This window comes from Legionella pelazae (genome assembly GCF_052527395.1).
Genome location: NZ_JBNVZS010000006.1, coordinates 110,801 through 131,982, shown reverse-complemented (window position 1 = coordinate 131,982; position 21,182 = coordinate 110,801). Strand labels below are relative to the sequence as shown.

Here is a 21,182-nt window from a genome sequence, read left to right as displayed (position 1 = left end):
TAATTTATCTTTTTAAGTTGCATTTAATAAATTAAAATCCTTAAGTATAATAAAAATCTGCCTAGCAACTGCTTCTGGATTCTCCATAGGCAACATATGAGTACCTGTCATTTTATAACATTGTATATTATATTTCTTTTTCATATAGCGCAGATCTAACCTATCAATTACATTACTCTTATCCCCATAAATTAAAGCAGTTGGGACGGTTAATAAGCCTTCATAACGAGGTAAATCGTGAGGAACAGTTCGAAAAATAAGGTACTCAATAAATCGCTTAAAGCGCAGCCTATACCCTTTTTCAGTTTTTCTAAAACCAAAATCGATATAATCTTGTAGACAAGCATCGCTAAATGTTTTAAATAACGGCCGGCTTCTTAAATAACTCACTAATTCTTCTTTACTCTCCCAAGAAAATTGACGCTTTTTAGCCCGAAAGGCAGGCGTTATCTTATCAATGATACCGAGTAGTTTGGCAAGACCTACTATGGTTGATTTAAAACGACTTAACAGAGGTGAATCAATCATAATAACTGCTTTAAACAAGCTTGGCATCTTTATAGCAGCAAGCAAAGTTAATACTCCGCCTAAGGAATGCCCTACCCCAATAACAGGATGCGGACATTGCACCTTAATGGTATCAACTAGTTCATCAACTAAATAATCCCAATTGTCAGTTACAGGAAACTTCGGGTTATGACCAATTGTTTCGATATATCGACAACTATAATTTTTTTCTAATGCAATTAGTAGCTGGCGATAGCAAGCCGAAGGAAAACCATTTCCATGTGCAAAAAAGATTGTGTCCTTCACACATTCACCAGCTTTGTGCTATCACGTTTTAAAGAAAGAAGCGCGTAGCTAAAATAAAGAGCTAAAATAATAACTAAAACTAAACCAAAACCCAAAAACATCCAATCAAATGCAAGTGCAGTCATCAAAAAAACCACATGAGGGGTTGCTGCAACAAAGAGTAATCGAACTGCTTGTCCATACGTTATCGTAAATCTAAAAATCGCTAATGCTATCACTTGCCCTAATAAAGCGAGTACTAAGAAAATCACTAAATACATAAAAAATAAGGTTAATACAATAGTTGGATAAATAATTGCTTGCGAAAATAATTTAATCTTTTGAATGCCTGAAGTATTCAGCCACTGAGAACTATCAAAGTACTGGTTCATAGACTTATCAAATGTGATCTTATTAACATTTAACTTGGAATCACCGCTTATCAACTTTGAATCAGGTGTACGATAAAATAAACCATCTTTTACAATTAAAATGGTTAAATCAGGATATTTATTATCAATTTGATTAACAGTCCCCGTAGTATCAACAATAGCGATAATCTTACCTGCTTTATTTTTAATAAAATAAGGCATAGGCTTATCAAGAGACACTTGGCCACTTTGAATATAAAGTGGTGGTAAACTTTTTAAAGGTAAAATTATTTTTTCATCAAAGTAATTATTAAAATTTAAGATCATGCGTATAGCAAAAGGTAAACTAACAATTAGAAAGACTAATAATAAATAGGTTATTGCAAAACCTCTCCAACGTCTTCCAACATCGATATACAGGCGACTACTAAAAAATGACAAATATAAGGCTTGAAAATAATTATAATGCGGCTTATCGATGTCACGTAGTGTTGTTTGGGCATTAGTCATGCCACCCTCCTATACGTAGTCCAGTTTGTTGCTGGAATAAGTTTGCCTTACGAACAATAGGCTTAATTCTAATTATCTCCTCGGTAATTATTGTTTCAGCAGAAGTCTTAATTGTGAAGCGCTGCTCATTTATTATACTTTGAGCATGAATCAATTTATCAGACCCCATATTGTCAATAAAAGCAACTCTTACTTCTATTGTATCATCTTTAGACTCCGGCGAAATATGTAAATGCTCAGGCCGGATACCAATAAGTACTTTTTCCTGATCCGCATTTGCTTGGTTTTCATTCGGCCACGGGAGATCTATACCTAGATTAGTTTGTATTTTTCTTTGTTTAAGATTGACTATGCCAGGTAGAAAGTTAACTGGATACAATCCAACAAACTCAGCAACAAAGACAGACGCTGGTTGTTGATATAGTAATTGTGGCGAGCCAAATTGTTCAATTTTCCCACTGTTTAATACAAGCACGCGAGCCGCCATTGTCATGGCTTCAATTTGGTCATGAGTAACATAAAGACAGGTTGTATTTAGTTCTTGATGTAATTTTTTAATTTCATGGCGCATCTCAGCACGTAATTTAGTATCTAAATTAGATAAAGGTTCATCAAATAAAAACACAGCCGGTGATCGTACTATCGCTCGGCCCATGGCAACTCGTTGACGTTGGCCGCCCGATAAAGCATGCGGTTTACGCTGAAGATAACTTGATAATTGCAATAAATCCGCCACCTCATTCACACGTTTTCGGATTGCCTCTTTTTTCATACCGCGTAGCTTTAATCCATAAGCCATATTGTCATAAACCGTCATATGCGGGTAAAGCGCGTAATTCTGAAACACCATTGCCATATCTCGTCGATGTGGGGGTATTGAATTAACGCATTCATTATTAATTAAAATACGACCCTCTGATACTTCGTCAAGTCCTGCTACTAATCTCAGTAACGTTGATTTTCCACAACCTGAAGGCCCAATAACAGCTACAAATTCTCCTTTATCAATTGTAAGGTTGATTCTATCAAGAATAGTCTGTTGTCCGTATCGTTTACAAACATTTATAAGATCTACAGTAGCCATTAATGCATTAACCCCTTTTCAAACCAACGCTGCATGATTATCACAACAATACACGGTGGTAACATAGCTAACAAAGCAACACACATAATATAATGCCATTGTGGAATTTGATCAGCGACACCTGCTAAGTAGCGAATTCCCATAACAATGGTTGCCATATTTGTCTCTGTCGTCATGACTAAAGGCCATAAATATTGGTTCCAACCATAGATAAAAAGAATAATAAATAATGCAGCGATTTGAGGTCTAGAAATGGGTAAAAGAATATCACGAAAAAAGCGCCATGGACCTGCACCATCTAGTTTAGCTGCATCAACTAACTCACTCGGGATGGTTTTAAAAAATTGCCGAAAAAGAAAGGTCGCTGTTGCTGATACCATTAATGGAAAGGTTAAACCACTGAAGGTATTTAGCCATTGGAATGAAGCTACAACCTGAAATGTCGGCACAATTCTTACTTCAACTGGCAGCATCATCGTTGAAAAAATAAGCATAAATAAAAGTTTTTTTCCAGGCATATGAAAATAAATTAAAGCATAAGCGCTGCTCAATGCTAGAATTATTTTTCCGACAGCAATTAATAATGCCATTATGAAGCTATTAATCAAAAGGTGCCATACGGGTTGATCCCCCGTTGTAGTCATTCCCTGAGTAAGTACTGTTTTTAGATTTTGCCACAGTAGTGGACCTGGCCAGATTGGTATAGGTGCCTGCATCATTGCGCTTCCTGAATGACTCGCTGCGACTATAGCTAAATAAACAGGTATAAACAGAAGAACAACAAAACTTATTAATAAAAAATGGTTAAACAATTTGTTTATTAGTTTCATGCGTAGTGGACCCTCTTTTCCAAATAACGGAATTGGATATAAGTTAGGCTAATAACAATTAGCATTAACAAAATTGACTGCGCTGCTGAACTACCTGGATCCATGCCAACGAATCCATCTTGATAAACTTTGTATATTAATGTCCGCGTACTATTTTCAGGCCCACCTTTTGTTAATACATCGATGATTCCGAAGGTATCGAAAAAAGCATAAATAAAATTCATCACAAGTAAAAAAAAGGTTGTTGGTGATAATAAAGGAAAAATAATTTGCCAAAATCGGCGCCAGTTTGTTGCACCATCAAGGGTGGCTGCATCAATTAGAGAACTAGGGATAGCTTGAAGCGCTGCAAATAAAAATAGAAAATTATAGCTAAGCTGCTGCCAACTAGCTGTAAGGATAATCACTAATAAAGCCTGCTTTGGATAAATCAAGTAATTAAAGTCATAATTAAAATACTGTAAAACAGTAGTCACCCAACCCATAGTAGGCTGACAAAGAAATCGCCATAAAATGGCAGCAATTGCTGGCGCTATCGCATAGGGCCAAATGAAGAGCGATTTATAAAATTTTTGGCTCTTTTGCCGTTTTTGAATTAGAGTAGCTAACCACAGCCCCAAAGTTAATGTAACCAAGGTAATAGCAAAAGCCAGTATGAGTGTTACAGTCATTGCTTGTAAAAAAGCCGGATCAGCTGTCAAATCTCGGAAATTACTTAAACCAGCAAACCGACTATTGATACCGAAAGCATCGCTAAACATAAAAGCTTGAATTAGGGCATTAACAGCAGGCCAGATAAAAAATATGAAGGTTAATAAGACCTGTGGAACAATAAAAAGAATTATTAATTTTTTTGAAGGAATATATTTTGCCATCAGTCATGCTGTTGCTAAGACGAATGAAAAGTATATACCGTACTAGAGTACTTTTGCGAGATGCTTGATAAGCGATTTACGAAAACAGTTGCTCTAATAAAGAAATTATAGGCAAAATGATTAATTTATATGAATGATGTATTTTATATACCCCTTTTCATTTTGCTAATAAAAAATTTATTTCATAATTATAGTTATTCCTTAAATCTGCTATTGTTTAACATCACTTAGGAAATAACTTTTATATTTAACATAAGAATGAAAACTCCGATTATCACACCGCTTAAGTTACCTAATCTCATAAAGGCTGCCGCTAAATTACCCCTACAAGGCACGCTTGCTATATCTACGAATAAACTTATTTACTTAAGTATCGATGATGACTATATTTACCGCCTTTACCCCCTATTAAACTTACCATTAATTACAGAGCCTAATTACTTTAATCCAGAAGGAATAGGTGCTCATATTAGTGTCGTTTATCCAGAAGAATATGAATTATTGGATATTAAAGAGCTTGGGTGTTGCTACCATTTTAATATCCAACAACTTGTTAGCGCTCAATTTGAACATAAAACTTACTATGTTCTATTAGTAGAGTCTCCTCACTTACTACAATTACGCCGGCAATATAAATTGTCGGATTATCTTAATTTTAAAGGCTATAAAATAAGCTTTCATATTACCATTGCAAAAAGCTTGTAATCACAATTTTAATTTATTGCTTTCTTTAGAGTATTACTCTATTTATATAGACTAGCTTACAGCATAAATTTGGTTATCTTTTTTATTATGTATAATATTATTTATATGAGGTAGGAGTCAGGTATGTGGTTTAAGGAATTATATCTTTTAGTGCCAGCACGAAAAAATGCCCCAAAAGCAAAACTGTATGTACGAATTGTTGCTGAAAATGAAAATAGTCTTGATTCCAAACCCTATATTTTTATGCTTCCTGGCGGACCTGGTGCTAACCATTCTCATTATAAAGCTTATGAATGTTTAAGTAGTATAGGCAACGTGGTTTTTTTTGATCCACGTGGGTGCGGATTGAGTGATAAAAATTTGCCTACAACTTATAATATGGATAACTACATAAAAGATGTAGAGGAAATTCGAAAACAACTTAATTTAGGCCAAATTATTCTTTTAGGTAAATCTTATGGTGCAATGTGTGCGCTAGGTTATACGCTAGAAAATCCTCAATATGTTGCAAAACTTATATTGGCAGCAGGCTCTCCAAGCTATAGAAACCTTAAAGACGCTGAAGAGTATATTCAATCTTTTGGCTCTAAAGAACAACAATTAATTTGTAAAAAATTATGGTCTGGTACTTTTGCCAACGATGAAGAAGTCAACGATTACTTTGATAAAATGGATACAATGTATTCATGGAAGAAAAGACATAACTTTCCTACCCAATCTCCTAAAGCCGATTATCCTTTTGCTCATGCACCTCTAAATGAAGGTTTTAGTAATTTTTTACGTACTTTTGATTACGAAGATCGTCTAGGGGAAGTATCCTGCCCTACTCTTATTCTAGTGGGCGAGGAAGATTGGATCACCAACAAAAAACATTCCATTATAATGGCCAATAAAATTCCTAATAGCAAGCTTATTATTTTCAATAACGCTGATCATGCTATGGAATTAGACGCGCCAGAAGTATTTTTTAAAAGTATTGAAAATTTTGTTATTAGCAACCACCTTGAAAAAACACCTTTTCAGTTTTTTCAGTCGCAAGAGCCTTTAGTTCAGCATCGACATAATGATACAGAATTACACTATGAAAGTGATCAAGACCCTGATCTATCATTGAATAATGAAGCAAAGTTATAGGCTGCTCAGAGAGCTTATTCATTTTTATAAAGAACATGATCAAAATTTAAAAATTAGTTTTCACCTATAAGATCAGCGCGGCTGGGCTATTATACTATTTTCATTAGATATCAAAAGTGGTTTAACCTTATCTGGCGTGTGATCTGTAATGAGGAAATAGGCGCGCGGTTTGCCTCCAACGAAATTAGTATGAATAGCCATGGCTGGATTGAGCCGCGCAATGTTGTTTAAAATTTTTTCCCCTTCAATATCCTCATCTAAATAGGCCACAATATTTGAGGGATAAACGTAAATATTTTTTATGTCATGATGAGCTAAGATATTTTTAACTTTAACCATAATGTATTCATCAGCCCAGGACTGTCCAAGGACCGTTACATTACTAATAATTTGTTTGATTTGGTTAAAGCCAAAGGTATGAAATATTTTTTCTAAGTACTCAAATTCACTAGCCGTTAAACGAGATCGATTACAACGTGTACTCATTACATACTCTCGTAATTCATTAAGAAAATCTGTTTGATTAAGAGATTCCTGCATGACTTCTCGTGCTTTACGCCAAAATTCAACTACTTGTTGACTATTATCTATAATAATTAATTTAGGGCTGCCTTTACTTAATTGGCAAGCGATTTCTATAGAACGCATACCAGAAACGACAATCAAGGCAACACCTTCATTTGCTTCATGTTGGGGCAAATTATCAATAGCAGGATCATTACCTTTAATCATAACCGTATAATTTTCTAAATCCTGCGCAGGAATTTGCTTAATATGATAGGCTTTTCTGGCTAAAAATCCTCTAAAAAATGCTTGTATTTTATTTGCAGCCTGGATTTCTTTTTTACTATGCATAAGCGTTATACCATACTAATAAGCAGTTAATTGATATTTTTTAACTTTATTTTAAATTTTACCTGATTGTACTTAAGAAAATATTAAAAGATTGGATTCTATTTAAGTCAGCTTTTGCACAGAGCAAAAACCATGAAACAAGCACTTGATAAGTATAAAGATTAAATGAAAAACTCAAATTTTTAAACTAGTTAATTTACTATATGGATTAACTAACAGATCTCAGGTGAAATCGAAACCATAACGTTACCCATTTTAGTAAACCATTGTAACAAGCTACTAAGCTACTATTTTTAAGTATTTATCCCTAAAGAGTATCATTTAAATAAATATGTATTAATTAAAGTTAAACTACTAACACCATTTTCATATTAAATAGTTCTTTTGCTCTGCAGGCGAATAATCTGTATCAATTTTTGTCATTTTTTTATCAAATAATAATAGTTGATATTTTCCAGGTGTTTTACTCTCATTAGCAATAAATAAATTATTTTCATTCTTCGTAATAAATTTTTGTACTCCCTTAAAATCAAGTTTGAATGGTTTACAAAAGTATAACCATGGATTTAAATAATTATCCCTTATTTTTTTAGACTGTTCTAACAACTGAAATAATTGCTCAAATCCAGGTACATATTTTTTCTTTTCACATTCATTCAATATTGCATTTAATAAAATAGGTGAAGAAAGGTGACATCGTGCATTACGGTTAAATACTTTGAGATTACTTTTTCCACTGACAATCATTGTCACTTCGTAATCCCAATACTGCAGCAAGTAGCGATTGCGAAATGAGATGTTAAATTTATTATCATCCATAAATTTTAAAATGACTTGAGAAACACTTTTATCTTTAATTTGATGATATAAATTGTAAAGACTCATTTTAAAAGAAGGATAATTCTTTGGCTGATTTATATCTTCCCAATCAATAGCTTGCTCTTCTTGTATTGCACAGCTGCCGGACAAAATATCTTTCAATTGAGTTAACTCACTAACGTCACCAAAAAACTCCATTTCCAAACCAGTTACATCTCGGATAATAAATTTTAATGTCATAAATGCCTTATATTTTAATAACTTAAAATTCCCTGCAAATTCATAAATTTTATCGCCTGTAACATAATTGATTTTAAGAGCTCAATATCGTGATTAAAAGTATTTAAAATCTAAAAATATTCTTTAGTTTCGACTTCCGCATCTATTTTACCGAGATCTCTAGTAAGAAAACAAATAAATTTCCAGCATTAGAATATAACTTAGAATTTAATCTAAGTTAGGGAAATTTTTTCTCCTATACATTTTACTCTAAGATGTTTGTTAAAAACAGATTGTTAATAACAAGTGAATTCCTTCTTAATCATTTGTCCAAACAGTTTCTAAATTCTAATCAGAAACGCTTTATATTATGAATAAAAAACTATCTGCAGGTGCTTTTAACATTTAAGAAACAACTAATAATTTTTTGAATTTGAATAGGTACACCTAGTGCGATGTTTTCTTTTGTAATGCTTCTCTGCTTTTTTCACACATTGCGCTGTGATTTAGCTGTCGAATTTGAAGTAACTATATCTATGGGTACTACATCCTCTATAATACTAATTGTTTTATATTTTTCAGTTTGCTTTTTTATATCATCATAATCGATACCGACTACTTCCAATAATGAATCTCTCAACAATTTAGGAGTTGTTCCTAATTTATCAGCAGCTTCGCTTTCGGAGCCTGTCTCATGTATTACCCTAGCTATTTCTTTAAGAAACGTTTTATTAATGGCAGTTAGTTCCTCAGCGGGTGGTTTTCTTTTTAAAGTTTGCGCCTCTTTGAAGAAAGAATAAGAGAACGTTCCTGAAAGGGAAGAAGATGTTACATCAGTTACATTAGATTCTAACTCTACGACCTGATCCTTCGTACTTTCTTCAAAAGGTTTATTCTTCATAGCCTGGCTAGAAACATCATCCAATGATTGTTCAGCACCACCAGTGTCACGCGATAAAGTGACATTGGTATTTGGCAGATATACGGCACTCATAGGCAGCTTATAGGCATCGCCCAATGCCTTTTTAGCTGCATCTTCAGTGCGCCAGCGATATTTCAAGGCTTCATAAGTCAATTTATGCCACTTCCCTTTTTCAAAGTAAGCAAATTCACTAAGCCGTTTTTGAAGCTTATCAGGATTTATTCCTAATATGCTTGTAGCGGCACTTAAGGAGTTTCCTAGAATAACCCTATGAATCTCGCACAGCGTTTTTTTATTGATATCCACTTTTGCTGCGCACATAGGCTTATCATAATCGTCTCCCCAAGCCTTTTCACCTGCATCTTCAGTGGGCCAGAGGTTTTTCATAGCAGCAAAAGTTAATGAATGCTCCCCTTTTTCATCTTGATAAGTAAATTTACGAAGGTGAGTTCGAAGCGCGCCAGATGTTGTTTCTAACCTACCTGCGGCATTTTTTAAGTAATCATTTTGTAAAATAGCGTTATGAATCTCGCGCACGGTTTTTTGAGAAAGTTCAGAGATTTTAGGCATATATTTACACAATATTGAATCCATTATTGTTTAAATTATACACCAATTGTGACTAAAGTATTATTAGGATCATTTGAATATTTGCAACCAATTAGACTTATAATAAATACTAATTTATAAAACTTAGCTCAAAAGGTCATTTATTTTCCATAATTTAAATGCCTTACTTCATTAATCCTAAGCTATTAACAGTGTCATCAACTAAGCGCAATCGTTTATTAGAGGGCTATATTAAGAAATCAGATAATCCTAATAATAAGTTAACATCATTAATACCAAACTACTAGATGCCTCTTCTAGATAAAGTTACCATTTTTTTACTTTTTCCATTGCTGGTTTGCTAGCGTTTTTATCTATTTTTTTCTCTTTAATATGATCCATATAGCAAATCGATTAATCCATGTTGGTTAAATTAAGGATTAGTACTATCCGATACCTTACGCTGCTTTTTCAACGTTCTTTCTAAAAGTTGAGTATAAATTGGTGGATTATTTGCTAATTGGACAATTGTTGTTGACGTAAGACAGGTGACCATCAGAGGTAAAATTAAAGAGTAATTTTGCGTCATTTCTACTATTAAAACAATACCTGTTATAGGTGCTCTTACGGCTGCTGAGAAAAGTGCCCCCATCCCCGCTACAGCAAACATGCCAGGGTAAACGCCCATTGCCAGGGTAAATTTATCTAAAATTTGAAAACAAGCTAGCCCCAGGATAGTTCCCAATGCTAATAGAGGTGCAAAAACGCCGCCTGGTACGCCCGTTGCGTAGGAAAACATAGTGCCCATAAAGCGCCAAATAATTAAACCGATTAAAATATTAAAGGAAGGAAACATATGTAATGATTTCTCAACAATCTCATAGCCTCCGCCAACTAAAGGAAGGTGATAAACTGCTAAGAATCCAACCACTGCACCAAATATTGCTGTAGAGATATAATGCGAAGAAGGTTTTAAACGGTCGACTAAACTTAAGCTAGACATTAAAGCCACATTAAATAAAAGACCAACTAAACCAATTACTATTCCCAAAATAAAAAACAAAATTAAAGAAGATAAACTAGGTGTTGCAAAAACACTCATAGGAATAGCAGGTACTGAACCAAGAATTAAACGCAATATAACGGTTGCAGCAACACAACAAATCGCTACCATTTTAAAATTAGTAAAATTAAAATTAAATTGATTACGCATTTCCTCGATAACAAATAACACACCTGCTAGGGGCGCATTAAACGCGGTGGCCAAACCTGCCGCAGCGCCCGCAGCAACTAATGTATCACGCCTATCCTGTTGTACATGGAGAAGCTCACCTAACATATCACCTAAGTTCCCCCCCATCTGGATCGTTGGTCCCTCACGTCCAACCAACAACTTAGAGCTAATCGCCATAACCCCACCCAAAAATTTTATTGGGATTAATCGCCGCCAATAAATTGGCCTCTCATGCACCAAAGCACCTTCTATTTCCTGAATACCGCTACCTGATGCTTCTGGAGCAAAACGCTTAACCAAGAATAGAGCTAATAGTACTAGCGTCATTGATATAAGTGCAGAAACTAACTGTGGCGGTAAATGTAACACACTGGCAAAGTGAATAATGTCAACAATAGAACTATTTGTATAGACAATTACTATCTGAAATACAGCGCCTATAATACCAACTAAGATTCCTAGAAGAATTGAAATAGCATAAATAGGTAGAATTCTATTAGTCATTTTTTATCATCTTCATTAAATTATTAATTATCCGCATCCCAGCTTGTTTCGATAATGACAAAATTGTTTCTGGATGAAACTGCACTGCGTAAATAGGCAATTTTTTATGAGATACACCCATAATGATACCATCTTCACTATACGCAATTACCTTTAATTCTTTTGGCAAACTCTCTTTACGAGCATAGAGAGAATGGTAACGGCCTGCTGTAAAAGAAGGACTTAGTCCTGCTAATAAACCTTTCTGATCTGTTACAATGATTTCTGAAGGTTTACCATGCATAGGATAAGATAAGACATCAAGCTTGCCACCAAAATACTCAACAATCCCTTGTAAACCTAAGCATACACCAAATAAAGGTATATTCAATTCAATCACAGTTGCAATGGTCTTAGCCAGATTAAAATCAGCTGGCTTTCCAGGCCCTGGTGATAGAACAACTAAATCATGATACTGCTCTTTTAAATAAGAAAAAGCATGATGACTACGAATAGTTTGAACCTCGGCGCCAGTTTGCCTTAAATAATTCCCAAGAGTATGAACAAATGAATCTTGATGATCAATGAGCAATACCTTTTTACCTAGACCAGGTTTATCCTTGATAGTATCTATTTCTTTTTTCGGCTTGTTATTTAATAAATCTAGAAAAGCAGATGCTTTAAGGCGAGTTTCTTCTTCTTCGGCTTTTGGAATAGAATCATATAAAAGGGTCGCACCCACCCGAATTTCGGCAATTCCTTCTTTAATTCGTAATGTTCTTAAAGTTAGACCTGTATTTAAATTGCCATCAAAACTAAACCATCCTACAGCGCCCGCGTACCACCGGCGGGGGGATTTTTCATGCTGTTCAATAAAGTTCATAGCCCATAATTTAGGCGCACCGGTAACTGTTACTACCCACATATGGGTTAAAAAAGCATCAACTGCATCAAATCCTTCGCGCAATATGCCTTCAACATGATCAACAGTATGAATTAAGCGAGAATACATCTCAATTTGGCGACGGCCTAAGACCTTAACGCTGCCTGCTTCACAAATCCTTGATTTGTCATTACGATCAACATCCGTGCACATGGTTAATTCAGAACACTCTTTTTCTGATTCTAAAAGCTCTTGAATATTTTTTGCATCTTCAATGGCATCTGCGCCTCGCCGTATCGTTCCTGAGATAGGACAGGTTTCAATCCGACGTCCGCTTACCCGTATATACATTTCAGGGGAAGCACCCACTAAATATTCATCATCACCTAAATTGATAAGAAAACCATAAGGCGAAGGGTTATTGGCGCGTATGCGACTAAAAACTGCAGAGGGCCTTTCATGGCAAGGAGCATAGAAAATTTGGCTAGGCACAACTTCAAAAAGATCGCCACAAGCAAAACGTTGCTTGGCTATTTCAACCGTTTGTGCATATTCACCCGGTTTATGATCGCCTGTTATGGTAGGTTTGTATTTAGGATCATACAATTTATATTGTCCATCGCGAGGCAGTGATTGCGTTGAGCGCCCCTGAAACTGAAAGTTATAGCGTCGAACAAAAGCCTCTTCCTTGCGATGATTAACAACATAAATCTCATCCGGTAAATAAAGAACCATATCGCGCTGGTTAGGATCTCTTTCTTTTTGTTTTTCTAATGCTTCAAATTGAAAAATTAAATCATAACCGAAAGCACCATATAAGCCTAAATAAGGTTCATTTGGTAATTTAAAAAATGTTAATAATTCGCGAATTAAAGTAAACACGGAAGGCTGTAGGCTACGTTCTTCTTCACTAAAAATTCTATTTTGGCGTTTAACTTCTAGATAGCAAGATGATTTTGAGTAAGATTGAATTTCAATAGAATCCGATGATTGTAATCTAATATGAATAATAGCTAATAGCTCTTCACCGCGTTGATTTAAAGCCTGAAAATAAATTTGCTCTGCACTTAAAATAAGTGCAAGAGGTGGATTAACAAAACCAATATCCCAACATGTATAGCGCCCAGGGTACTCAAAACTTGAAGCAAATAATGCACCGCGCTGCGAATCTAATTTTTCTAATAACGGCTCTATGGCTTTATCATACGTTAATGGCTGCTGTTCGTATTCAACATGTACGCCACCTAGCGTTTTATTTTGTACTAACACTATAATATACCTCTTAAAAATAGCTTTAGAGCTTTAATCTAAGCATAGATTAACTTAATAATTAGAAAGGATGCCCAAATTTTAAGGTATACTTTCTTCTTCTACCAGGAGACCTCATGACTATTGATGTCGATGACTTAAATAATGTTGCTCACTTAGCTTATCTTGAAGCCGAAACTCAAGAAATAGAAAAATTGGCTTTAGAAGTCAATGCCATTATTGATTTTGTGCAGCAGCTACAAAGTATCAATACTGATAATGTAGCGCCTCTCTTCCACCCTTTAAACTTAAATCAACCCTTACGTGAAGATGAGATCACTGAGGAAAATTGTAGCAAGGAATTAGCCAGTATTGCACCTAATTTTGATAAAGAGTGCTATTTTGTGCCTAAATTTATTGATGTAGGACAATAACATGCTAGATTCGCTGCACGCTATTATATCCGCTTTAAAGAATAAAGAACTTTCTAGCGTCGAATTAACTAATTACTATCTTAAACGAATTCACGCACATAAGACATTAAATGCATTTATCTCTTTAGATGAAGAGTATGCTTTAACTCAAGCAAAAAAAGCGGATGAATTGTTTAATACAAATAGAGCTAAAAAACTTACAGGCATTCCTATTGCCCATAAAGATATTTTTTGCACCACTCGCTTGCCAACGACCTGTGGCTCAAAAATGCTTGCTAATTTTCAAGCCCCTTATCAGGCAACAATCGTCAATCGTCTACAAATTGAAGGAGCCATTACTCTAGGTAAAACGAATATGGATGAATTTGCTATGGGCTCTAGTAATGAAAACAGTTACTTTGGCCCTGTTAAAAATCCATGGGACATCAAGTATGTGCCAGGTGGTTCTTCAGGTGGATCTGCCGCGGCCGTAGCAGCTGGCTTAATTCCTTTTGCCACAGGCTCAGATACCGGGGGCTCAATTAGACAGCCGGCCGCCTTTTGTGGGATTTCAGGTATCAAACCAACTTATGGCTTAGTATCACGATTTGGTATGGTTGCCTTTGCTTCCAGTTTAGACCAAGCAGGCCCGATGGCGCGCCGAGCTGAAGATTTAGCTTTAATTTTGGAAATAATGGCTGGGTTTGATAATAAGGATTCAACATCTATTAATAAGCCGGCTGTTAATTATCTCGCTACATTAAATCAATCAATAAAAGGCTTAAAAATTGGTTTACCTACGAGTTTCCTGCAAAAAGAAATTGATGGTGCTATTTGCGAGGCGATTGAGAAAGCAGTTAGTTTGCTGGAACAAGAAGGCGCAATTATCGTTCCTTTAGAATTATCATTACAACCACTTTGGGTTCCTTGCTATTATGTCATTGCTTGTGCTGAGGCATCTTCTAATTTATCACGCTATGACGGTGTTCGTTTTGGACATCAGAGTACACGTGCGGCAACTCTACATGAGTTAATTACTTATTCACGCAGCGAAGGCTTTGGCGCTGAAGTGAAACGGCGAATTCTAACAGGTACTTATGTGCTTTCTTCTGGTTACTTTGATGCTTATTATTTGCAAGCACTAAAAATTAGACAGCTGATTCAACAAGAATTATTAACTTCATTAACACAAGTAGATATGATTTTAGGACCCACAACCCCTACTTGCGCCTTTCAATTAGGTGAAGTAACAAATCCCATACAAAATTATTTAGCTGATGTTTTTACTGTTGCTGCTAATTTAGCCGGACTGCCCGCCATTTCTATACCCGCAGGATTTAAAAATAAACGACCTATTGGCATGCAGTTGATAGGAAACCATTTTAAGGAAGCATTACTCCTTAATGTAGCTTATCAATATCAGCAAATGACCGATTGGCATTTAGCCAAACCAACTGGAATATAAAATGATGGCATGGGACACTGTAATTGGCCTTGAAGTGCATATACAACTTAAAACAAAAACAAAATTATTCTCTGGCAGTGCTACAAAATTTGGCAGCCCACCTAATTCGCAAACTTCATTTATTGACGCAGGCCTACCTGGCGTATTACCTGTATTAAATAAACAGGCCGTACGCATGGCCATTCAATTTGGGCTTGCGATTAAAGCTAAAATCAACCCCCTTTCTTATTTTGAGCGTAAAAACTATTTTTACCCAGATTTACCTAAAGGCTATCAAATTAGTCAATTTCAACAGCCTATTCTGAGCAATGGCCGCTTAACTATTGAGCTTGATTCCAATCAATATAAAACAATAGACATTGCCAGGGCGCATCTCGAAGAAGATGCAGGTAAACTCATGCATGAAATGCATCAAAATTATACAGGTATTGACTTAAATCGAGCAGGTATACCGCTCTTAGAGATTGTAACCACACCCTGTATCAATTCAGCTGAAGAAGCTATTTGTTACTTAAAAACGCTACACCAATTAGTTCGTTTTCTAGATATCTGTGACGGCAATATGCAGGAAGGCTCGTTTCGCTGTGATGTTAATATTTCTTTAAAGCCAGCTGGTTCAAATAAACTAGGAACAAGAACTGAATTAAAAAATTTAAATTCATTTCGCTTTATTGAAAAAGCCATTGCTTTTGAACAGCTAAGACAACAAGAATTATTAGAATCAGGACAACCTATTAATCAAGAAACACGTTCATTCTGTCCTATTACAGAAACGACCCAAGTTTTACGCAGTAAAGAAAATGAGCTTGATTATCGTTATTTTCCTGACCCAGATTTACTACCTATTGAAATCAAAGCAGGCGATATTGAAGAAATAAAGAATCACTTATTACCTCTGCCTGAGGAAATAAAAAAGTCCTTAATTGATGAAGCTATTTTCTCTACAGACGACATTAAGTTTTTATTATCAGATCCGGCTATTTTTAAATTTTTCTCTGCTATGCGAGAACAAAGTAAAGTTGATGGTAAATTAATTGTTAATTGGTTAAAAACAACTTATACAGCAGCTTTAAATGAAATGAATGCGACTTATGAAAATCCACCTGTTTCTGCACAAACCTTAACTGATTTACTCCATTTAATTGACAAGAAGATCATTTCACATGCCATTGCTAAGCAAATTTTTAGCAAACTTTTAGCAGGAGAAAAAGATATTGAGCAAATTATAAAGCGCGAAGGTTATTTAGAGATAACTGAGGGAGATAGGCTTATTTCTTTAATTAAAGAATTAGTCAAAAAATATCCTGAGCAGGCGCAAGAATATCGAGAGGGCAAAGAAAAACTCTTAGCTTTTTTTGTTGGTCAAGTGATGAAACAAACGAAAGGAAAAGTAAATCCCAGTGAGGTTAATTCATTATTAAAAAAATACCTAAAATAACTTCTTAAATCACTAAGTGTAGTTTATAAGATATTGGGGAAAACTGCTGACATTGATTTTTATTGTTTTTATATTAGAGTGGTTCTCCCCTCGTTAAAGTTAATAAATATTCATAATTTAATTTCCTAGACAGAACAATTAATAAGGCCTAACGATAACTGTAGATCCAATATTTAAAAAGTTTTCATTTAGCCATTGAGCAGCACTTGGGAATACTCGAATACAGCCATGGCTCGCATTGTAATTGGGCACCTCATACGCACCATGAATAGAATAACTACCTGAAAAGTGCATACAATAAGGCATCAAAGCGCCGCCACCAGTCTCTATAGGGTAAAGGCTTGATCTGCATTCCGGTCCTTTTTTCGAGTAAACTCTAAAAGTTCCTGTAATAGTACGACAACCTCTACCCGTATCCTCACAAAAATCTTTTCCACCTGAAGCACTACCTGTTTTAACTCGATTTCCAGCTTCATCATAAGCAGCCCAAGCAGTCGCTTTCGGGTCAAAAATAAACACTCTTCGTCCCGTTGCTTCCCTTTTTTCTGGAAAATAATTGCTACCTTTTGAATCAAAACTATGATGTGTTGTGTAATGTGTATAGCCACCATCATCGACGATAGCAACTGATCTATCCATTGACGTACAAGCGGCTGTTAATACACACAACGGTCCAAGAATGAAATATTTTTTCATTGGTGTATCCTCCCTTTTTACTCTTTATCGGGAGAATTTGTAATAGGTTTAGCTTTTTAAATGAAAATTTTAACTTATTGAATTATTTATTTTCTTTCAGACTGTTATTCAGCTCTTTTTGCAAAGAAAGAGGCAACATTGCTAAGATAGCGAGTTGTAATTGCTTATCTGTACATTCAAAGCAGCCGCCACGAGCAGGCATAGCGCGATATCCTTCGGTTGTATGTTCAAAAACTTTAGCAAAACCTTGCTTCATTCGAATTTCCCAATCCATTAAAACTGCTATTTTTGGCGCACCTAATTCAATAAGTGGTTTTATTGCATGGCAATTTGCACAAAAGTGTTGAACAATCTGTTGGCCTTCATCTTTCTGACCACGAACTTTAGCAAGGAATTCCTCTGGTTGGTGCGTAGCCGCTAAAGAAGCTTTAATAATAAGCACGTTAAGGTAAATTATTTTTATCCATATTTTCATATAACAACTTCTCTTTAAATAAGGAATAAATTAGCTTTTCGCCAAAAATTGCAGCTTACCTGAATTTACAATGGGTCGCTATTTTCTTTAACAATAAAAATTTCTATTATATTAATTTTAAGTGATGACATTATTTAAAACTTATGTTATAGATAAAACAAGAATTGAAATTTCTAAAGATTTTATCATAAGGAGCCGATGAAAAATGGTGAATGAGATTGAGGACATGGTTATGGTAAAATCTGTTAACAACAGAAAAAGTTCTAAGTTATCGAAAAGTCAATTCTTGTCTCACAATAACCATGATTGGACTATCTTTTTAAGTCAGCTTTCTTTCTTAAAAGAGATAATTCAACAAGCCACTACTATTAATCAAAATCGCATTGCGCACCTTAAGCATGAAATTGCGTCTGGACGTTATCAGATTAATAGTGAGCAAATAGCTTTAAAGCTCATTGCTGATTTTTAAGGTGCATAAATAGCGCTGTCTTTTCTCATTCGTATCAAATTAAAAATAGTCACTCGCACTATTTTTAATTTGAGCGCAACTATAATATTAATTATTAAATTTATTAATCCAATAATTTAATCATTCCTAATCTATTCAAGACTTAGGAAAAAAACCAAGATCGAGGCAAAAAATATTTTTAATGAGAGAGTTTAGTTAGACACGCCCTAATTATAACCAGAATGATCCTATATCATCTCTGCGAATCCTATGTCATGCCCGCAAATCCTATGTCATTCCCGCGCAGGCGAGGATCTATTCATCAATTAGCACTGAGGTCAATTTTTAGATGGATTCCCGCCTACGCGGGAAAGACATTCATTATCCACGTAATAACACTTAACCTAAATGACCGAGTTGAAATATTTTTAACAAAGAGATTAGTTTTTTCATAAGTCCTATACTTTAATTATTTATTGTTACTTAGAGTAATGTAATGAATAAACCACCTAATGAGAATCTTGATTCTATAAAAAAGTCTAATGAACATACCTGCTGTCATCACAATCGCCAATCTACTAGTATTAAGATGCAATCAAATGTAGAAGGCAGCCCTAATACGATTTATATTTGCCCCATGCATTTAAACATTCGGCAAAACGGGCCAGGAAACTGCCCCATTTGTGGCATGGCTTTAGAGCCTGAGATAATTTCTACTGCGAATGCATTAGAAAATCCTGAGTATCTTGACATGCGTAGGCGGTTTTTTATTGCTCTACTTATAACCATACCCGTTTTTTTACTAGCAATGGGAGAACATTTTTTTGGTCATTACCTTTCACCCTACTTATCTTTTTGGTTACAAGCAATACTGGCTACTCCTGTAGTACTATGGGCAGGTTGGCCATTCTTTGTTAGAGCTTGGGTGTCAATAAAATCTAAGCAATTAAATATGTTTACTTTAATTGCTATCGGTACTCTACTTGCTTGGGGTTATAGTCTTGTGGCCTTACTCGCCCCGAGATTATTTCCACCTGCTTTTCATTTAAGCAATGGATTAGTGGGGGTTTATTTTGAAGCAGCAGCTGTCATTATAACGCTGGTCTTATTAGGGCAAGTCTTAGAACTTAAGGCTCGGGCTAAGACAAGTGGTGCTATAGAGGCTCTGTTAAAATTACAACCTACCTTTGCTCACCGTATTGTATCTAATCAAGCCGATGAAGATGTGTCTCTTGATAAAATAGCGGCAGGTGATTTATTGCGAGTTAAACCAGGTGAGAAAATTCCAGTTGATGGAGAACTGATACAGGGTCAAAGTTATATTGATGAATCAATGATAACAGGCGAGCCCATACCCATTAAAAAGGAAGCCGGTGATAAGGTGATTGGCGGAACAGTGAATCAAGCGGGCAGCTTTATTATGCGCGCAACTGATGTAGGCACACACACTCTTCTCGCTCGCATTATAACTCTTGTTAGCCAAGCGCAACGTAGTCGGGCACCTATACAACGATTAGCTGATGTTGTTTCTGGCTGGTTTGTGCCAGCCATTTTAGTAACAGCTGTGATTACCTTCTTCATGTGGTTACTATTTGGCCCAGCACCTGCTCTTAATTATGGTTTAATCACTGCGGTCTCGGTATTAATTATTGCCTGCCCCTGCGCTCTAGGGCTAGCAACACCGATGTCGATTATGGTGGGTATCGGCCAAGGCGCACAACTTGGTATTTTAATTAAGAATGCAGCTGCTCTTGAATTAATGGAAAAAATAAATATTTTAGTGATAGATAAAACAGGCACACTTACTGAAGGCAGGCCAAAACTTACAGAGATTATTCCACTTGCTAATTACTCAGCTGACGAACTATTAACTTTTGCAGCTAATCTTGAACAAAATAGTGAGCACCCGCTAGCCAAAGCAATTAACAAAGCAGCACTCGATAAAAGGATAAAAATACAAAATAACGCAACCTTTAACAGTATCACAGGAAAGGGCGTTTCTGCTTCTATTAATGATGAATTTATCTTATTAGGTAACATGCGTTTAATGGAAGAATTTAAAGTTGATTGCTCTACTTTTCTTGATTCTAGTCAACTTAATAAACCTCATGCTACAAAAATTTACTTAGCAATTGATATGAAACTTGTTGGTGTATTTCTTATCGAAGATCCCATTAAATCTTCAAGTTATGTTGCTATAGAGAAACTAAGAGAGCGCGGGATTAAACCCATTATGATGACAGGTGATAATCAGCAAACTGCAAACTATGTTGCCGAACAATTAAAGATAGATAAAGTCTATGCTGAAGTATTGCCCCAAGAAAAAAGCGAGCTTATTAAACAATTACAATCACAAGGTTTCAAAGTTGCCATGGCAGGCGATGGCGTCAATGATGCTATTGCTCTATCACAGGCTGACATCGGTATTGCAATGGGAACAGGAAGTGATATTGCCATTGAAAGTGCCGATATAACCCTCTTACATAGTGATCTTGTGGCTATTTTAAAGGCTTACGATTTATCGAAAGCGACAATATACAACATTCGGCAAAACCTATTTTTTGCCTTTATTTACAATGTCATTGGTGTTCCGATTGCAGCTGGCATTCTCTACCCATTTACAGGTTTATTATTAAGTCCTATCTTTGCGGCTGCGGCTATGTCTTTAAGTTCTGTCTCTGTTATATTAAATGCATTGAGATTACGTTTAATGACTAAAAAATTTAAAAGCTAA

The 21,182-nt window shown here is 35.4% G+C and carries 19 protein-coding genes; 7 read left to right on the top strand and 12 right to left on the bottom strand.

Annotated features, from left to right (window positions below):
• Positions 1-12: 12 nt before the first annotated feature.
• From ACQUW5_RS08365 to ACQUW5_RS08345, 5 genes are read right to left on the bottom strand one after another with little or no spacing between them, the layout of a single operon-like run.
• Positions 13-813, bottom strand: a complete 801-nt coding sequence (locus ACQUW5_RS08365) for an alpha/beta fold hydrolase (RefSeq protein ID WP_444990778.1) — start codon at positions 811-813, stop codon at positions 13-15.
• The gene (locus tag ACQUW5_RS08360) at positions 810-1,673 is read right to left on the bottom strand and encodes a DUF1189 family protein (RefSeq protein WP_444990777.1); all 864 of its coding nucleotides are present in this window, start codon (positions 1,671-1,673) and stop codon (positions 810-812) included. The genes ACQUW5_RS08365 and ACQUW5_RS08360 overlap by 4 nt, the downstream gene beginning before the upstream one ends.
• A complete protein-coding gene (locus ACQUW5_RS08355; protein WP_444990776.1) occupies positions 1,666-2,757 on the bottom strand; it encodes an ABC transporter ATP-binding protein in 1,092 nt (363 codons plus the stop codon). Before ACQUW5_RS08355 ends, ACQUW5_RS08360 begins: the two co-directional genes overlap by 8 nt.
• Positions 2,757-3,587 (bottom strand): sn-glycerol-3-phosphate ABC transporter permease UgpE, encoded by an 831-nt coding sequence (gene ugpE, locus ACQUW5_RS08350; RefSeq protein WP_444990774.1) that lies wholly within the window; start codon positions 3,585-3,587, stop codon positions 2,757-2,759. The genes ACQUW5_RS08355 and ugpE overlap by 1 nt, the downstream gene beginning before the upstream one ends.
• Positions 3,584-4,462 carry an ABC transporter permease subunit gene (locus ACQUW5_RS08345; protein ID WP_444990773.1) on the bottom strand — a complete coding sequence of 293 codons (879 nt, stop codon included), beginning with the start codon at positions 4,460-4,462 and terminating at the stop codon, positions 3,584-3,586. Before ACQUW5_RS08345 ends, ugpE begins: the two co-directional genes overlap by 4 nt.
• A gap of 258 nt (positions 4,463-4,720) precedes the next feature.
• Here ACQUW5_RS08345 and ACQUW5_RS08340 point away from each other — a divergent pair, with 258 nt between their 5' ends.
• Complete coding sequence (locus ACQUW5_RS08340; RefSeq protein ID WP_444990772.1) at positions 4,721-5,167, top strand: hypothetical protein; 447 nt, start codon at positions 4,721-4,723, stop codon at positions 5,165-5,167.
• A gap of 123 nt (positions 5,168-5,290) precedes the next feature.
• Entirely contained in the window at positions 5,291-6,301 is a 1,011-nt protein-coding gene (locus ACQUW5_RS08335) for an alpha/beta fold hydrolase (protein ID WP_444990771.1), read from the top strand.
• Between the two features lie 72 nt (positions 6,302-6,373).
• On the opposite strand, the gene ACQUW5_RS08330 is transcribed toward ACQUW5_RS08335, so the two are convergent.
• The 5 genes from ACQUW5_RS08330 to ACQUW5_RS08310 form a co-directional block, all read right to left on the bottom strand.
• Positions 6,374-7,156 (bottom strand): IQ calmodulin-binding motif-containing protein, encoded by a 783-nt coding sequence (locus tag ACQUW5_RS08330; protein WP_444990770.1) that lies wholly within the window; start codon positions 7,154-7,156, stop codon positions 6,374-6,376.
• 366 nt (positions 7,157-7,522) lie between these two features.
• A complete protein-coding gene (locus tag ACQUW5_RS08325; protein WP_444990769.1) occupies positions 7,523-8,215 on the bottom strand; it encodes a hypothetical protein in 693 nt (230 codons plus the stop codon).
• A 466-nt stretch (positions 8,216-8,681) separates the two neighbouring features.
• Positions 8,682-9,686, bottom strand: coding sequence for a hypothetical protein (locus tag ACQUW5_RS08320; protein ID WP_444990768.1), 1,005 nt, complete (start codon positions 9,684-9,686; stop codon positions 8,682-8,684).
• 412 nt (positions 9,687-10,098) lie between these two features.
• Positions 10,099-11,403, bottom strand: coding sequence for a H(+)/Cl(-) exchange transporter ClcA (gene clcA / locus ACQUW5_RS08315; RefSeq protein ID WP_444990767.1), 1,305 nt, complete (start codon positions 11,401-11,403; stop codon positions 10,099-10,101).
• Positions 11,396-13,534, bottom strand: coding sequence for an anthranilate synthase component I (locus tag ACQUW5_RS08310; RefSeq protein ID WP_444990766.1), 2,139 nt, complete (start codon positions 13,532-13,534; stop codon positions 11,396-11,398). The genes clcA and ACQUW5_RS08310 overlap by 8 nt, the downstream gene beginning before the upstream one ends.
• A 116-nt stretch (positions 13,535-13,650) precedes the next feature.
• Between ACQUW5_RS08310 and gatC the strand changes: the two genes are divergently transcribed.
• From gatC to gatB, 3 genes are read left to right on the top strand one after another with little or no spacing between them, the layout of a single operon-like run.
• Positions 13,651-13,947, top strand: a complete 297-nt coding sequence (gene gatC / locus ACQUW5_RS08305; RefSeq protein WP_444990765.1) for an Asp-tRNA(Asn)/Glu-tRNA(Gln) amidotransferase subunit GatC — start codon at positions 13,651-13,653, stop codon at positions 13,945-13,947.
• Between the two features lies 1 nt (position 13,948).
• Positions 13,949-15,391, top strand: a complete 1,443-nt coding sequence (gatA, locus tag ACQUW5_RS08300; protein ID WP_444990764.1) for an Asp-tRNA(Asn)/Glu-tRNA(Gln) amidotransferase subunit GatA — start codon at positions 13,949-13,951, stop codon at positions 15,389-15,391.
• A gap of 4 nt (positions 15,392-15,395) precedes the next feature.
• Positions 15,396-16,829, top strand: coding sequence for an Asp-tRNA(Asn)/Glu-tRNA(Gln) amidotransferase subunit GatB (gatB, locus tag ACQUW5_RS08295; RefSeq protein ID WP_444990837.1), 1,434 nt, complete (start codon positions 15,396-15,398; stop codon positions 16,827-16,829).
• Positions 16,830-16,967: 138 nt separating this feature from the next.
• On the opposite strand, the gene ACQUW5_RS08290 is transcribed toward gatB, so the two are convergent.
• Both ACQUW5_RS08290 and ACQUW5_RS08285 read right to left on the bottom strand, forming a co-directional pair.
• The gene (locus tag ACQUW5_RS08290) at positions 16,968-17,525 is read right to left on the bottom strand and encodes a L,D-transpeptidase (protein ID WP_444990763.1); all 558 of its coding nucleotides are present in this window, start codon (positions 17,523-17,525) and stop codon (positions 16,968-16,970) included.
• Between the two features lie 82 nt (positions 17,526-17,607).
• Entirely contained in the window at positions 17,608-18,000 is a 393-nt protein-coding gene (locus tag ACQUW5_RS08285; RefSeq protein ID WP_444990762.1) for a c-type cytochrome, read from the bottom strand.
• A gap of 205 nt (positions 18,001-18,205) precedes the next feature.
• Between ACQUW5_RS08285 and flgM the strand changes: the two genes are divergently transcribed.
• Both flgM and ACQUW5_RS08275 read left to right on the top strand, forming a co-directional pair.
• Positions 18,206-18,469, top strand: coding sequence for a flagellar biosynthesis anti-sigma factor FlgM (flgM, locus tag ACQUW5_RS08280; RefSeq protein WP_444990761.1), 264 nt, complete (start codon positions 18,206-18,208; stop codon positions 18,467-18,469).
• A 475-nt stretch (positions 18,470-18,944) separates the two neighbouring features.
• On the top strand, positions 18,945-21,182 hold the full coding sequence (locus ACQUW5_RS08275; RefSeq protein WP_444990760.1) for a copper-transporting P-type ATPase: 2,238 nt from the start codon (positions 18,945-18,947) through the stop codon (positions 21,180-21,182).